The 15,336-nt window shown below is 45.4% G+C and carries 13 protein-coding genes; 5 read left to right on the top strand and 8 right to left on the bottom strand.

The features are described 5' to 3' along the window. Positions 1-137: 137 nt before the first annotated feature. The 4 genes from fruB to HPC40_RS05170 all read left to right on the top strand — a co-directional run bounded on the left by fruB (position 138) and on the right by HPC40_RS05170 (position 5,379). Positions 138-1,274: a fused PTS fructose transporter subunit IIA/HPr protein gene (fruB, locus tag HPC40_RS05185; RefSeq protein WP_208118431.1), complete on the top strand. Its 1,137-nt coding sequence runs from the start codon at positions 138-140 to the stop codon at positions 1,272-1,274. A gap of 1 nt (position 1,275) precedes the next feature. Continuing rightward, a complete protein-coding gene (gene fruK, locus HPC40_RS05180; RefSeq protein ID WP_208118430.1) occupies positions 1,276-2,217 on the top strand; it encodes a 1-phosphofructokinase in 942 nt (313 codons plus the stop codon). A 1-nt stretch (position 2,218) separates the two neighbouring features. Continuing rightward, positions 2,219-3,883, top strand: a complete 1,665-nt coding sequence (gene fruA / locus HPC40_RS05175) for a PTS fructose transporter subunit IIBC (protein ID WP_208118429.1) — start codon at positions 2,219-2,221, stop codon at positions 3,881-3,883. Between the two features lie 104 nt (positions 3,884-3,987). Then, on the top strand, positions 3,988-5,379 hold the full coding sequence (locus HPC40_RS05170; protein ID WP_208118428.1) for a cryptochrome/photolyase family protein: 1,392 nt from the start codon (positions 3,988-3,990) through the stop codon (positions 5,377-5,379). Here the strand turns inward: HPC40_RS05170 and HPC40_RS05165 are convergent. The 3 genes from HPC40_RS05165 to HPC40_RS05155 are packed head-to-tail and all read right to left on the bottom strand — an operon-like array spanning position 5,366 to position 7,504. Further along, positions 5,366-5,929, bottom strand: a complete 564-nt coding sequence (locus tag HPC40_RS05165; RefSeq protein WP_208118427.1) for an aminotransferase class IV family protein — start codon at positions 5,927-5,929, stop codon at positions 5,366-5,368. The genes HPC40_RS05170 and HPC40_RS05165 overlap by 14 nt on opposite strands. Beyond that, positions 5,922-6,914, bottom strand: a complete 993-nt coding sequence (locus HPC40_RS05160) for an aminodeoxychorismate synthase component I (RefSeq protein ID WP_208118426.1) — start codon at positions 6,912-6,914, stop codon at positions 5,922-5,924. The genes HPC40_RS05165 and HPC40_RS05160 overlap by 8 nt, the downstream gene beginning before the upstream one ends. Further along, positions 6,911-7,504 (bottom strand): Maf family protein, encoded by a 594-nt coding sequence (locus HPC40_RS05155; RefSeq protein ID WP_208118425.1) that lies wholly within the window; start codon positions 7,502-7,504, stop codon positions 6,911-6,913. Before HPC40_RS05155 ends, HPC40_RS05160 begins: the two co-directional genes overlap by 4 nt. 70 nt (positions 7,505-7,574) lie before the next feature. On the opposite strand from HPC40_RS05155, the gene rmuC reads away from it, so the two are divergent. Then, positions 7,575-9,182, top strand: coding sequence for a DNA recombination protein RmuC (gene rmuC, locus HPC40_RS05150; protein WP_208118424.1), 1,608 nt, complete (start codon positions 7,575-7,577; stop codon positions 9,180-9,182). Positions 9,183-9,202: 20 nt separating this feature from the next. On the opposite strand, the gene miaE is transcribed toward rmuC, so the two are convergent. From miaE to ilvC, 5 genes are all read right to left on the bottom strand, one after another. Further along, the gene (miaE, locus tag HPC40_RS05145) at positions 9,203-9,958 is read right to left on the bottom strand and encodes a tRNA isopentenyl-2-thiomethyl-A-37 hydroxylase MiaE (RefSeq protein WP_235972321.1); all 756 of its coding nucleotides are present in this window, start codon (positions 9,956-9,958) and stop codon (positions 9,203-9,205) included. Positions 9,959-10,002: 44 nt separating this feature from the next. Next, positions 10,003-11,052, bottom strand: a complete 1,050-nt coding sequence (locus HPC40_RS05140; RefSeq protein WP_208118423.1) for an extracellular solute-binding protein — start codon at positions 11,050-11,052, stop codon at positions 10,003-10,005. Positions 11,053-11,176: 124 nt separating this feature from the next. Continuing rightward, positions 11,177-11,908 carry a dipeptidase PepE gene (gene pepE / locus HPC40_RS05135; protein WP_208118422.1) on the bottom strand — a complete coding sequence of 244 codons (732 nt, stop codon included), beginning with the start codon at positions 11,906-11,908 and terminating at the stop codon, positions 11,177-11,179. A 150-nt stretch (positions 11,909-12,058) separates the two neighbouring features. Continuing rightward, on the bottom strand, positions 12,059-13,516 hold the full coding sequence (nagE, locus tag HPC40_RS05130) for an N-acetylglucosamine-specific PTS transporter subunit IIBC (RefSeq protein WP_208118616.1): 1,458 nt from the start codon (positions 13,514-13,516) through the stop codon (positions 12,059-12,061). Between the two features lie 264 nt (positions 13,517-13,780). Beyond that, positions 13,781-15,259, bottom strand: a complete 1,479-nt coding sequence (gene ilvC, locus HPC40_RS05125; RefSeq protein WP_208118421.1) for a ketol-acid reductoisomerase — start codon at positions 15,257-15,259, stop codon at positions 13,781-13,783. Between the last annotated feature and the right edge of the window lie 77 nt (positions 15,260-15,336).

The raw sequence follows: 15,336 nt of genomic DNA, 5'->3' as shown, positions 1-15,336 counted from the left end.
GGTTCGCTTGAACCCCTTTTTATTTTGGCGAATAATACAACACATAAAGTGCTTTTCGCGTTATGAAAAGCGTATTTTTTACCTCAAAAGCTGAAACGTTTCAACAAAGTAGACGCTCAACAGACAAGGAGCAAATTATGTTTGAACTGCCAATAGATAATATTCATCTTGCCGAACAGGTGGACAATAAAACGCAAGCCATTGAGAAGGTTGCTATGTGGCTTGCCCGTGCAGGTTATGTGAAAGAAGGCTATGCGCAAGGGATGCTGGCTCGCGAACAACAAACATCCACATTTCTAGGCAACGGCATTGCTATTCCGCATGGCACATTAGCTACGCGGGATTTAGTGCAACAAACCGGCGTGCAAATTTTGCAAATTCCGCAAGGCGTAGATTGGGGAGAGGGGAATACGGCTTATGTGGTGATTGGTATTGCCGCACGCAGTGATGAACATTTAGCCTTGTTGCGACAGCTTACGCATGTGCTAAGCGATGAAAGCACCGCTGAAAAATTGGCACAAGTGCAAGATGTGGAAACGTTCCGAGCCCTGTTAATGGGCAATGAGCAAGGTAGCGTTGATGAAGCCGCATTGATTAGCCTTGATGTTGACAGCACCAGCTTGCTTGCGTTAACAGCATTAAACAGTGCTAATCTTGAACAATGTGGGGCGGCTGACCGCACTTTTATTACGGAAATATTGCGTCAAACGCCTTTGTATTTGGGCGATGGCGTTTGGTTTTCTGATAGCCAGCAAGGTAACCGCGCGAATGCTATTGCCATTGCGCGTGCCAAAACAGCGTTTGAGCATCAGGGGCAGCATGTACAATTATTGCTTAGTGTGGCATGTGTTGATGATGCGTTGCAGCCAATGCTGACGCGTTTATTAGATTCGTCAGTGCGTACACAATTGCTCAATGCACCAACGAAAAGTGCGGTGATGGCAGTGTTAAAAGGAGAGAGTGAGCGCGAGGATACAGTAGCACAAGTATTACCAAATGGGGCTGTGGAAGGCACATTCGTTGTACAAAATGAAAACGGTCTGCACGCTCGCCCAAGTGCATTACTAGTGCAAGTAGCGAAAAAATTTAGTAGTCAAATTCAAGTGGATAATCTTGATCGGAAAACCCCAGCAGTCAGTGCAAAAAGTATGATGAAAGTGGTTTCACTCGGGGCGACGAAAGGGCATCAATTACATTTTGTGGCGCAAGGTGATGACGCTCAGGCCGCAATTGATGCCATTGGGCAGGCGATTGCGGATGGTTTAGGAGAATAAGATGAAGATTGCAACGATCACACTCAATCCCGCCTATGACCTTGTCGGGCGAGCAGAGACAATTACTTTAGGGGCTGTCAACAGTGTGCAAACGCTCGGGATTTATCCTGCGGGGAAAGGCATTAATGTTGCTAAAGTTCTGAGTGATTTAGGGGTTAGTGAGATTTTATTAGGGGGATTTTTAGGCGAACAAAACTGTGCAGGTTTTGAGCATTATTTTTCACAGCTCAATGTGCTTGATCGCATGCAACGTGTTGCAGGCAGTACTCGCACCAATGTCAAATTAACCGATGCTACTGATATGGTTACAGATCTTAATTTCTCAGGCTTTCAGATCACACAATTGCAGTGGCAACAATTTTGTCGTGACAGTCTGGATTATTTGCAACAGATGCAATTGGTGGCGGTGTGTGGTAGTTTGCCAACGGGTGTAAGCCCTGACATGTTCCAACAGTGGTTAAGTGCGGTGCGTGCATTAGGTGTGAAAGTAGTATTGGATACCAGCAAAGCGGCGTTGCAGGTCGGAATTGAAGCTAAGCCTTGGTTGATCAAGCCGAACGAACACGAACTGGCAGACTATCTCGCACGTCCTCTAACGACCCTTGAAGATATTGTACATGCCGCACAAACGCTGCAATCACAAGGCGTTGAAAATATTGTTGTCTCGATGGGCGAAAAGGGCGCACTTTGGGTTAGTCAGCACGGTGTACTATGTGCAAAACCGCCTCAGTGTGAACAGCTTGTCAGCACCGTAGGGGCAGGTGATTCAATGGTAGCAGGATTTATATTCGGTTTAAGTCAGCATTTTTCCCCCGAAAACGTGCTGGCATGCGCCAGTGCACTCGGTACATTAGCGGTTATGCAGGAAAATGTCGGGGTAAGTGACAGACAACAATTTGATAATATGATGGCAAAAATAACCATTCAGCGTATGGGAGAATAAAATGAATATTCAACTAATCGACAGTCGTGAATTTGGTGTAGCAAGACAATTTTTATTACGAGAGGTATTTAGTGTAGCAGCCACAAACGCAGGGCATAATGTGGTTGAGCATGATGGTGACGTGTGTGTGGTGTTAGGTAAAAGTGCGGTCAATACCGTCAATCTTGACGGCAAGCAAGTGGCATTTTTGCATGCTGATAACCTCAATCACCCAGAACAGTGTTTGAAAGCAGCATTGGACTCAGCGAGTCTGTTTCAGGCAGAAGAGCCGCAAAGTGCGGTTGGCGAACGTAAACATATTGTTGCCGTAACTGCATGCCCAACAGGGGTTGCGCATACGTTTATGTCCGCCGAAGCAATAGAAACGTACTGTCATGCGCAAGGCTGGCAAGTGAAAGTTGAAACCCGTGGGCAAGTAGGTGCGGGCAATCCGATCAGTGAGCAAGAAATTCGTGATGCGGATTTGGTGTTTGTGGCGGCAGATATTGACGTGGATTTGAGCAAATTTGATGGCAAATTGATGTATCGTACATCCACAGGGTTGGCGTTAAAGAAAACAGCGCAAGAGTTTGAAAAGGCGTGGCAAACGGCGAAGATTTATCATGCCGAGGGGCAAAGTGCGGTCGCCACTACAGAAAAAAGTGAGAAAAAAGGCGTTTACAGTCATTTGATGACCGGTGTATCGCATATGTTACCTATGGTGGTGGCAGGTGGTTTGATTATTGCATTATCATTTGTGTTTGGGATTGAAGCATTCAAACAAGAGGGCACGCTGGCAGCCGCTTTAATGCAAATTGGCGGTGGCAGTGCTTTTGGTTTGATGATTCCTGTCCTCTCAGGCTATATTGCGTATTCTATCGCCGATCGGCCAGGGCTGACGCCAGGTTTGGTTGGGGGAATGTTAGCAAGTTCGCTTGGGGCAGGCTTTTTAGGGGGGATCATTTCTGGCTTTTTGGCAGGTTACATTGCTAAAATTATTGCCGATTATGTCAAATTGCCTGCAACAATGAGCGCATTGAAGCCGATTTTAATCATTCCATTCTTCTCTACATTGTTAGTGGGGCTGATCATGATTTATGTGGTTGGTGATCCCGTGGCATGGATTATGAAAACGATGACTGATTTCTTAAGCGGTATGCAATCAGGCAGTGCTGTGGTATTAGGCATTATTTTAGGAGCAATGATGTGCTTTGATATGGGTGGGCCTGTAAATAAAGCCGCCTATGCGTTTGGCGTTGGATTATTAGCCTCATCTTCCTATTTGCCGATGGCGGCGGTTATGGCAGCAGGCATGGTGCCAGCGTTAGGTATGGGCATAGCCACCTTCCTTGCTCGCAAAAAATTCGCAACCAACGAGCGCGAAGGCGGCAAAGCGTCGTTTGTGTTAGGACTATGCTTTATTTCTGAAGGTGCAATTCCTTTTGCTGCACGTGATCCAATGCGTGTTATCCCAAGCTGCATGGCTGGTGGGGCATTAACGGGGGCGTTGTCGATGCTGTTCGGTGCGAAACTGATGGCACCGCATGGCGGCATCTTTGTGCTGGCGATTCCAGGGGCTATTCAACCTGTGCTACTCTACCTCGTTGCCATCGCTGCAGGCAGTATTTTGACAGGTGTTCTCTATGCCTTGATCAAACCCACAGAGCAACAACTGGTCAACGCTTAAATAGCCTTAAAACCGCACGTTAAAGTGCGGTTTTTTACCAATCTAAACCGTGCTTTCACAACCTTGCCCACTTCGGTACAATAGCGTAAAACCAAGGGGGAGATATGACGACGATTGTTTGGTTGCGGCGAGATTTACGGGTGTTTGATAATCGTGCGCTGCAAACCGCACTTTTGTATCGCGAACCGCTGGTAGCGGTGTTTGTGTTTGATACGACCATTCTTACACCATTAGCAAAAGATGATCGGCGAGTCACTTTTATTCACCAATCGTTAGTGGCTTTGCGTGCGACACTAGCTGGGCATAAAATCCCGCTATGGGTGGTGCATGATGACCCGGAAACGGTACTACCTGTCTTGGCAAAAGCTGTGAAAGCTAGCCGTGTGGTGTGCGCAGAGGATTATGAACCGGATGCGATTATGCGTGATGCAGCAGTGTGCAAGGCACTGACGCACGATGGTGTAGCGTTTGAGCAGGTTTGCGATCAGGTCATTTTCCCTAAAGCGGCGATTTTAACTCAGCAAGGCAAGCCGTATAGTGTCTTCACTCCGTATAAAAAAGCGTGGCTTGCGCAGCTTCCAACAGTATTTGAACAGCTTTCTTTGGCTGATGATTGGGGGAATTGTGTCAATGATGCGGCGTTTTTTCATGCACAGAAAAACCGTTATCCATTGCCTGAGTTGCATGAACTTGGTTTTGTGGCACAAGAAAATGTCTTGCTAGGTGGGGAAGAGGCGGCATTTGCACAGCTGCAGGATTTTCTACCACGTTTATCGCGTTATCACCAACTGCGGGATTTTCCTGCCAAAAAAGGTGTGTCGTATCTCTCCACTTATTTACGTTTTGGGCTGCTCTCTATTCGCCATTTGGTGCGAATTTGCCTTGAGCGTCCAAGTCAGGGATCTGAAGCGTGGCTTTCCGAGCTGGTTTGGCGAGAGTTTTATCAACAATTACTGTATCACTATCCCAATGTGACCGATGAGAGCTTTAAAGGGCAGTACCGCAACATCAAATGGGTCAATAATCCCCAGTGGTTTGCCGCATGGAAGTGCGGTCAAACAGGCTTTCCTATTATTGATGCGGCGATGCGTCAGCTCAACCAAACGGGCTTTATGCATAACCGCTTGCGTATGATTGTGGCGAGTTTTTTGACCAAAGATTTGCTCATTGATTGGCGTCGGGGGCAGGCATATTTTGCGGAAAAATTATTGGATTTTGATTTAAGTGCAAATAACGGTGGCTGGCAGTGGGCGGCCTCTACGGGCTGCGATGCACAGCCGTACTTCCGAATTTTCAATCCTGTGACGCAATCGCAAAAATTTGATCCCGAAGGCAAATTTATCCGTCGCTATGTGCCCGAACTGGCTCACTTAAGCAATAAAGATATTCACGCCCCTTGGGCGGCAAAAGTGCGGTTGGATGTGAATTATCCTATGCCAATTGTCGATCACGCGGTGCAGCGGCAGTTGGCTCTGGCACTGTTTAAAGCGGGTTAAGGGCATTAATGACACGGATTTGTTCAAAGTCAGTGAGCTCTTGTGGCGTAATATCCGCTAGCACAATACGCTTTTCAACCAGCAATTTAGCACGTTGCGTACCAGCGAGCAGCGGGGTTTTGGGCGTGTACCATACACCGTTTTTCAGAAAGCACAAATTGCCGATGGAGCAGTCTGTGACTAAGCCATTTTTGATGATAATAATTTCATCGCACTCACCGCGTTGCGCATAGAGGGCGTTGAGCAATGAGCGGTCGGCAAATTTAAAGGCGTAATCAATCTCATCACACACCACGGGTTTGAACTGCGTGAATGTGCGACGTTGATAAGAGAAAAACTGCACAGCAAACGCTGTTGCGTTGTAGTCCACCCGCGCACGCACCAGCCCAGTTTGAAAGGCGGGAGGAATGGCCAGCTGGGCAAAATCACACAGCTTGACCGCACTTTTGGGGTAAAGTGAAGCGAGCGCATGCTGATAGCGTGCTTGATGAAGGTGCGGATTTTGCACCACGCCGTCAAGCACAGCAAGGGTTTCAAATAGGTCAAACATTGTTTTTCCTTATGGGGATATAGACTTTTTGTGCGACTTCATGGTATTCATCGTGTAAGACACTTTGTGCCGTGATACCGCCGCCACTGCGGAAAATCAGTCCCTTTTCGCACTGCTCAATAAAGCGAATGGCGACCGCACTTTGCACATTTTCACCGTCGAAAATGCCAAAAATGCCAGTATAAAATCCACGTGGTGCGCCTTCAGCTTGGGCGATAATGTCAACCGTTTTCTCTTTCGGTGCGCCGCTGATTGAGCCTGCGGGGAGTAACGTCCAAAGTATTTCGCCTAAATTGGCTTGCCATTTGGGTGGCAAATTGCCACGAATTTCTGAACTGGTTTGCAAAATTGCGCCTCGTTCGGTATTGAGCCGCTCAACATAGCGAAAACGCGTGACCTCAATGTGTTCTGCCACCATCGCGAGATCATTGCGAATTAAATCCACAATGGTGTTATGTTCCCACTGCTCTTTTTGTGAATTGAGCAAGCGTTGTTCGGCATCAGGCAACGTGGCGTCAATCGTGCCTTTCATGGGGTAAGAAAAAATCTGATTATCGCGTGTTTGCACAAATGGTTCAGGCGAGAAGCAGACAAAAGTGCGGTCTTTAGCGAGACTTAACAGCTTGTAAGGAGCGTGGCTAAAGACAAAAATCTCGTCTAAGGTATAATTGCATTCGATCGCGGTTTGCATGGTGAGGTTAAGCAGATAGGTGTTGCCCATTTGCAAGTGATGCACAACGTGTTCAAACGCACGTGCATAATCGGCAATGTGCGGTGGGCTGGCGTGCAATTTCAGGGCAGCAGGCGGTGGAAAAGTGCGGTCAAAATTGGTTTGTTCGCCAAAGGCATAATAAAAACCGTACGTTTGTGCCTGCGTTAATTCACAAATAAAAGGGCGTTGCTGCTCAAAATCGATCACAAAAAAGCAAGGTGTTTGTGTGCGCCCAAAGGCATTCGCTTGGGTGATAAATTCAGATCGGATCATTGTGATAGTGCCGGTGGATAAATGTGAAATTCTGCCAGCAGCATGCGTGTTTCGAACAGTGGCAAGCCCATAATGCCGCTGTAGCTGCCGTCGATATGGCTCACAAAGCTGCCACCTAATCCCTGAATACAGCACGCGCCCGCTTTGTCCATGGGCTCACCCGTGGCAATGTAGGCGAGAATTTGTTCATCTGTCAGCGCACCAAATTGCACCGCACTTTGTTGTAATAGCGTTTTTTCTTGCCCTTGAAAATAGACACAGACCGCACTTAGCACCTGATGACGACGGTTCGCCAGTGCACGCAACATCGCAAAAGCGTGCTGTTCATTGTCTGGCTTGCCTAAAATCTGATCATCTAATGCCACACAGGTATCAGCGGAGAGAATGGCAAAGTGCGGTTCGCTACCCAGATTGGTACGTGCGGCACGGTTTTTTTCGCGTGCCATGCGCTTGACATAGTCGTGGGCTTTCTCGCCTGTGTGTGGGGTTTCATCGATCTCGCTGGCAAGATGCAGCAAGTGAAAACCAAGTTGCGCCAACAGTGCCTTGCGGCGTGGGCTTTGGGAAGCGAGATAAAGCGTGGTTGGCATACATGCTCCTGTGAATTGACTAAGCAAAAAGTGCGGTTTTGTTTTATAATCAAGGAAAAAAGGACAATATATGCCTCTTACGTCATTACAACTCACCCAATTTGCTTGTGCTGTATTAGTACTGGTGGTGCTGATTTTATTTTTTTGGAATGCAAAGCGCAAGCGTGACAGCCAAGAGTTACGCACTGATCTGAATAAAACCATTGCTGATTTTAATCAGTTGGCGGCGAAATATGAGCAATTACAACAACATAACCAACATGTGCATACCTCAATGGTGCAGGCGCAAACACGTGTAGAAGGGCTGCTCACTCAGCAACAAGAGCGAGATGAGAAAATTCAGTATTTACAGCATGAACTGGATGAAGAACAAGCCCGTAATGACGCGATTGCACAGCAAATTACCACACTGAAAGAGCAGTTTGGTGCTGCTAATGCGTTGGCACAAAGCCTGCAAACGCAGCTTGAGCGTAGCCACCATCAGCTTTCAGCCAAAGAGCAGCAATTGCAACAGCTTGAGCACACCCTAGGGCAAAGTCAGCGTGCACTGATGAAATTGCAGACCTCGCTGGAAGAGCGTGAACAACACTTTGAGAAACAGCAACAAAATTTTGAACAGACGAAAGCACAATTAACCCAAGAGTTCCAAAATCTGGCGAATCGTATTCTTGAAGAGAAAAGTCAGCGGTTTCAGCAGCATAACCAAACCGCACTTGAGGGTTTGCTCAAACCGTTTCGTGAACAAATTGATAGCTTTCAAAAGCGGGTGAATGAGGTGCACTCGGAATCCATCAAAGGGCAAGTGGCACTAGAAAGCGAAATTAAGAAAGTGATGGATATTGGGCTGGCGATGTCGCAAGAGGCGAGTAACTTAACCACTGCATTGAAAGGGGAGAAAAAGACCACGGGCAATTGGGGCGAAATGCAGTTGGAGCGTAGTTTGCAATTGGCGGGACTTGTATCGGGGGAGCATTACGACAGCCAAGCGAGCTTCAAAGACGAACAAGGCAGCCGTCGCCAACCCGATTTTGTGGTGAAATTACCTGACGATAAACATTTGATTATAGACAGTAAAATGTCGCTGGTGGCGTATGAAAGTGCGGTCAATAGCGAGACAGAAGCCGAACAACAGCACTTTTTGCGTGAACATGTGAAAGCTGTGCGTCAGCATATCCATGAACTGTCGCAAAAAGATTACAGCAATTTGATTGGTGTGCGCAGCCCCAATTTTGTGTTGATGTTTATTGCCCTTGAGCCAGCGTATATCGAGGCGTTAAAAGCCGACCGCACATTGTTTAATGAGGCATACAATAAAAATGTGATTATGGTCTCTCACACCACGCTGATGCCGATTTTGCGTACGGTAGCCAATTTATGGCGGATTGAGCGTGGCAACAGTGAAGCCCAAGAGATTAGTGCGCGCGCAGGCGAGCTTTACAATCAAGTGAGCGTGCTGGCTGAGCGGTTGCAAAAGCTCGGAGGTTCACTGTCGGCGGTGAGTAATCATTACAACAGCACGGTTACAGCATTGGTCGGCACGCAAGGGCTTTATGGTAAGGTGGAACGCTTCAAATCGCTTTCATCGAAGGTGACGAAAACGCTGCCAGCACTTGAACCGCTGCAAACTGTTGCCGAGCACGAACGACTCAATGTAGTGCGTACAGAGCAGGGGGAGTAAAAGTGCGGTCAACCGCACTTTTACTTGGGTATGCCTGAGTGGAATTTAAATTCACTGTCTGGCGAACGGATTAATGTCGCTTCGACCTGTGCGAAATGGGCAACACGTTCGCTAATATCGGTATCTGATATTTGTTGCGCCAGCGTCAGATAGTCTTGATAATGGCGCGCTTCTGAGCGTAACAGCGAGATATAAAACTGTTTTAATTCATCGTCTAAGTGCGGTGCGAGTTTGGCAAACCGTTCGCAAGAGCGGGCTTCAATAAATGCACCGATAATGAGTTTGTCAATTAAGGTGGCTGGCTCAAAATGGCGTACTTCTCGCATTAACCCTTTGGCATAGCGACCAGCAGTGATATTTTCCAATGCAATGCCACGCGCTTCAATGATTTCTAACACTTGGTAGAAATGGTGTAATTCTTCTTTGATCAATAACACCATTTTATCGATCAGATCGGCGGCGAAAGGGTTATCATCGCGTGGCTCAATTTTTTTCGTGATGTGGCTTTTGCCTTTTAAAGCGTTTAAATCGCCAATTTTGCGGTAGGCGAAATCCTCGTAAGGCTTCATCCACGCCAATAAGTTTTCATTAGCTTGGGTATTTGCTGCGTATTTTCGTAACAATAACATCGCCGATTGGGCGGCTTTAAGCTCACACATCATATGGTCTTGCAAAATGGTGGCGAGATTTTCAGGGCGTTTGGCGTGTGCAATCCACGCATCTGGGGTTTCACAGAGTAAAAAGTGGTGAATGGGGGCTAATAAGTTTTGATACATAATAAAAGTGCGGTTAGAAAAGAGCGGCGAACCGCTCTTTTAGGTTAATGGGCTTTGAGTAAATTCCAATATTTTTCATAAATATCAATCGCATCGCCAACATCCGCTTGCAATTCGCCTTGTGCGATTTGCTCACTGGTTGGGAATAAAATCGGACTTTGTGCGTCCTCTTCGCTCAAGAGCGGTTTGACTTTGTTGTTTGGCATTGAAAAGCCCATCGTTTCAATCACGATTTTTGCACTTTCTGGGCGGAGCATAAAGTCGATGAATTTGTAGGCAGCATCTAAATTTTTTGCACCCGCAGGAATGGCGTAGTTATCCATCCAGAAAATCGCCCCTTCTTTCGGGTAGATAAATTGCATATCAGGATTTTCTTTATGGGCACGAAATGCCGAGCCGTTCCAGATCATACCAATATCCACCTCACCTTGCAGATACGGCATTTCAGGGGTGTCAGAGTTAAATGCCGCTACGTTTGGCATCAATGTTTTTAGGCTTTCGTAGGCTTTTTTAATTTCCTCTGCATTGGTGGTATTCGGAGAGAAGCCATTAATTAATAATGCAATATGAAACACTTCCCGTGAGTCGTTGGTTAGTAGCACTTTGCCTTTGTATTGCGCATCCCACAAATCTTTCCAACTGTTTACCTTAGCAGGGTCAACAAAGGCGGCATTTAATCCAATACCGGTTAGACCAAAAATATACGGTAACGAGTAGGCATTGTCAGGGTCAAAAGGCTTGCCGAGCAAGTCCTGATTGATGTTGCCAAGATTACTGAGCTTACTTTTATCAATTTTTTGCAACATGCCTTCTTTTGCCATGCGTTCGATGTAATAACTTGATGGAAAAACCAGATCGTAATCGCTGTTTTTCATCAGTTTCATTTTGGAATACATTTCTTCGTTGCTTTCAAAGGTGGTATAAATGACCTCAACCCCTGTTTCTTTGGTAAATTGTGCTAAGAGCTGATTTGGAATGTATTCTGTCCAGTTATACACATAGAGTTTTTCAGCGGCGAAAAGTGTAGAACTAAACAAAGCGAGGGTTGCAACAAGAAGCGATTTTAAACGACGTGGGGAAAATAGTGTTTTCAATTTTCAAGTCCTCCAAAGCCTTATATTCAGGCAGCACCAAAGTGCGGTTGATCAAATAAAGCGAAACGCTGAATTTATCAGCGTTTGCAGTATAACAACAAGTCATTTTTTTTGCACGTTTTTCTCACCGTCTAAATTGCATAAAGCGGTTCATATCTTCATCGTATGCAACCCATTGTTTGGATTGACCATATTTAAAATAGGCAATGTCGTGTTGCTGAGGTGCGTGGTAGTGCAGCCCATTGTCATTGAGATGTAGCCATGTACCTTCGGCAATGCCAAGCACGCTACTGTGTGGATTTAAAATGCAGTATTCTTCAATGCGTTCATCACGCGTTTCGCCCATATGTCCATGTAGGCGGCTGTCGATGTAGTGTGCATTAATTTGAAATGGCACAAAGCCCAGTGCAGGTGTGATAGCACTGCTGACAGGGCACATATCATTGGTTGTGCAAATGGTTGGGCAGCAAACCAGTGAGCCTGCACTCCAGCCAACATAGGTAACATTATGGTTGAGCACTACATCACGGATAGGCTCAATTAAGCCGTTATCATGCAACATTTTATTGAGTTGCCACGTATTTCCCCCACTGACCATAATGGCATCCGCTTGATAAATGGCATCAACAGGATCATCAAACTCCTCAATGCCTTTGATGTCAAGATCCAAATCGGCGAAGCTCTTTTTCACATCATTGACACGTGCAAGGGCACTTATACGAACAACAGCGTAGGTGATTACGACGACATTTTTGACTTTTTCGCGTACAAAACTATCGATGATGTCAGGCAGTGCATATTCTAAAATACGGGTATTATTAGGCACTTTGGCGTTACTTAGCATAAAAATATTCATAACGGCTCCTTGTGTTTGATTTAGTTTATTGTACGCTTTTAAGAGAAAGTGCGGTTAATCTATATCAAGTTTTACACGAAAAGTGGTATTGGTTGCTAGATAAATCGTGAAAAGCCGCCTAGAGAGGCGGCTTTTATTATGTTATTGATATTATAGCTGTTTCATTTTGTCAGCAAGTTGTTCTGCTTCAGGACCTAAGATAATCTGTAACGCATTATCGCCTATTTTAACGATACCACGTGAAAGGCTCTTAAGTTTTGCTTCATCGATTTTAGCATAATCAATTAACTCAAGACGTAAGCGAGTAATACAGGCATCAATGTTACTTAAATTGTCTTTTCCCCCCAGTGCAGTTACAAAATCTTGGGCACGAGTCTTAAGATTTTGCTCATTTGCAGTGGTTTGTGTTTCGTGAGTATTGGTGAGCTCATCATCTTCACGTCCTGGCGTTTTTAGGTTGAATTTGGTGATAATAAAACGGAATACAAAGTAGTAAATGACCGCAAATACCAACCCTTGAGCAATCAAGAAGTACCAATTGGTCGCCAATGGATTTTTAGCTGAGAGTACCATATCCACAAGACCTGCGGAGAAACCAAAACCTGCCATCCAATGGAATGTAGCAGCAATAAAGACGGACACCCCTGTAAGCAATGCATGTACCACATAAAGTACAGGTGCTACAAACATGAATGCAAATTCAAGCGGTTCGGTAACCCCAGTGAAGAATGAAGCCAGTGCTGCAGCAAAGAGAATAGCAGCAACAGCTGACTTTTTACTTGGTTTGGCACTGTGATACATAGCGAGTGCAGCGGCTGGCAGACCAAACATCATAATTGGGAAGAAGCCCGCTTGATACATACCAGTAACACCTGGAACAGCTTTGCCAGCATCAATTGATGCTTGACCGCCTAAGAAGTTAGGAATATCGTTGATACCAGCTACGTCAAACCAGAAAACACTGTTGAGGGCGTGGTGCAATCCAACAGGAATGAGCAAACGGTTAAAGAAGGCATAGATACCAGCACCAGTTGGACCTGCGCTACTGATCTGTTCACCAAAAGAAACAAGCGCATTAAAAATAACAGGCCAAACATACATCATGATCAGCGACACTACAATCATCACAAAAGAGACGACAATCGGCACTAAGCGACGTCCGCTAAAGAATGCAAGCCATTGGGGTAATTGTACTTGGTAAAAGCGATTATAGAGTTCGGCCGAAAGTACCCCAACCAAAATACCGACAAATTGATTAGCAATTTTACTAAATGCGGCAGGGACTTGATCAACAGGAATACCTTTAAGTTGTGCAACCGCTCCTGGTGAGAGCAAGGTTGTAATAACAAAGAATCCGACTAAGCCAGCTAGTGCTGCAGTACCATCTTTGTCTTTCGACATGCCATAGGCAACACCAACAGCGAAAAGCCATGACATATTATCAATGATTGCGCCACCTGATTTAATCAAAAGTGCGGCTAAGGCACTGTCGCCTCCCCAACCGTTAGGATCAATCCAGTAACCAATTCCCATCAAAATTGCGGCCGCTGGTAAGGTCGCAACAGGCACCATTAACGCGCGCCCGATACGTTGTAGATATGCTAGCATCACTTATGCTCCTCATTACTATTAGGCGTGGAATTAATATTCTACGACTATGTAAACGTTTTCATGTTAACTTCTAAAAACATAAAACTACGGAGGTGAACAGCCTCTCACCTACTTTCAGTATAGCAATATTTGTAAATTAAGCGGTTACAATTTTTTCAATTTGTGAAGACTATCACTGTTTTGTATAAAATGGAGGAATGGTCTGCATTGTTAAAAGTAAAAAAGCCCGCAAACAGCGGGCATTAAGATGGAAAAGTGCGGTTATGAAGCAACTGAAATGCGTTTCATATCTTTCATATAACCACGCAAAACTTTACCGACTTTTTCAATTGGGTGCTCACGGATAGCGTCATTAATATCACGCAATTGAATATTATCAATGTCGTTGTTAATGACTTTTTCACCTAAATCACCACGTTCTAATGTAGGCATTAATTTTTCAGCCATTAATGGTCCTGCCACAAATGCAAATAAATAGTTACCGTATTCTGCGGTGTCTGAAATCACCACATTCATTTCATACAACCGTTTGCGAGCAATCGTATTGGCGATAAGTGGTAATTCGTGCAAGGACTCATAGTAAGCAGATTCAGGCAAGATGCCACTTTTGACCATTGTTTCAAATGCCAATTCAACGCCTGCTTTGACCATTGCAATCATTAATACGCCGTTATCGTAGTATTCTTGTTCGCTAATTTTGCCTTCATAAAGTGGGGCTTGTTCAAAGGCGGTTTGCCCAGTTTGTTCACGCCAAGTGAGTAATTTTGTGTCATTGTTTGCCCAATCTTCCATCATAATACGTGAGAATTCACCGCTGATGATGTCATCCATATGTTTTTCAAACAACGATTTGAGCAGGGTTTTAATGTGTTCGGAAAGCTCAAATGCACGGATTTTGGCACTATTTGACAGGCGATCCATCATTAAGGTAATGCCCCCTTGTTTGAGGGATTCGGTGATGGTTTCCCAACCGTATTGCACTAATTTTGCGGCATAAGCAGGATCTTTGCCATCAGCCACTAATTTGTCGTAGCACAATAGCGAGCCGGCTTGTAACATCCCACATAAAATGGTTTGCTCGCCCATTAAATCAGATTTTACTTCCGCTACAAAGGATGAAGCCAAGCAGCCTGCACGATGCCCACCTGTTGCAGCCGCCCATGCTTTCGCAATTGCCCAGCCTTCACCTTTTGGATCATTTTCTGGGTGTACGGCTAAAAGTGTCGGCACACCAAAACCACGCTTATATTCTTCACGCACCTCGGTACCTGGGCATTTTGGGGCTACCATCACGACAGTAATATCGCGACGAATTTGTTCACCAACTTCTACAATGTTTAAGCCGTGGGAATAGCCCAAAGCCGCACCTTCTTTCATTAATGGCATTACGGCATTAACAACCGCAGAGTGCTGTTTATCAGGAGTAAGATTAATCACTAAATCGGCTTGTGGAATAAGGTCTTCATATGTACCAACCTGAAAGCCATTTTCACGTGCACGGGTATATGAGGCACGCTTTTCATCAATGGCGGCTTGACGCAGTGCATAGCTAATATCCAGCCCTGAATCCCGCATATTCAAACCTTGATTTAATCCTTGTGCACCACAACCGATGATCACAATTTTTTTACCCTTTAGAAAATTGGCCTCATCAGCGAATTCATCACGCGTCATAAAACGGCAACGTCCAAGCTGATCGAGTTGCTGACGTAAATTTAATGTATTGAAATAATTAGCCATCATGTTTCCTTTATGCTGTTTAACCTAGACAGTGATAGCAGTATAACGTACAATTTTGATTGCGAAAATTGATATTA

The organism is Spirabiliibacterium falconis (assembly GCF_014885015.1).
GTDB classification, from domain to species: domain Bacteria; phylum Pseudomonadota; class Gammaproteobacteria; order Enterobacterales; family Pasteurellaceae; genus Spirabiliibacterium; species Spirabiliibacterium falconis.
Note: the sequence above shows the minus strand (reverse complement) of the source record. Positions and strands in the feature narration are given on the sequence as shown.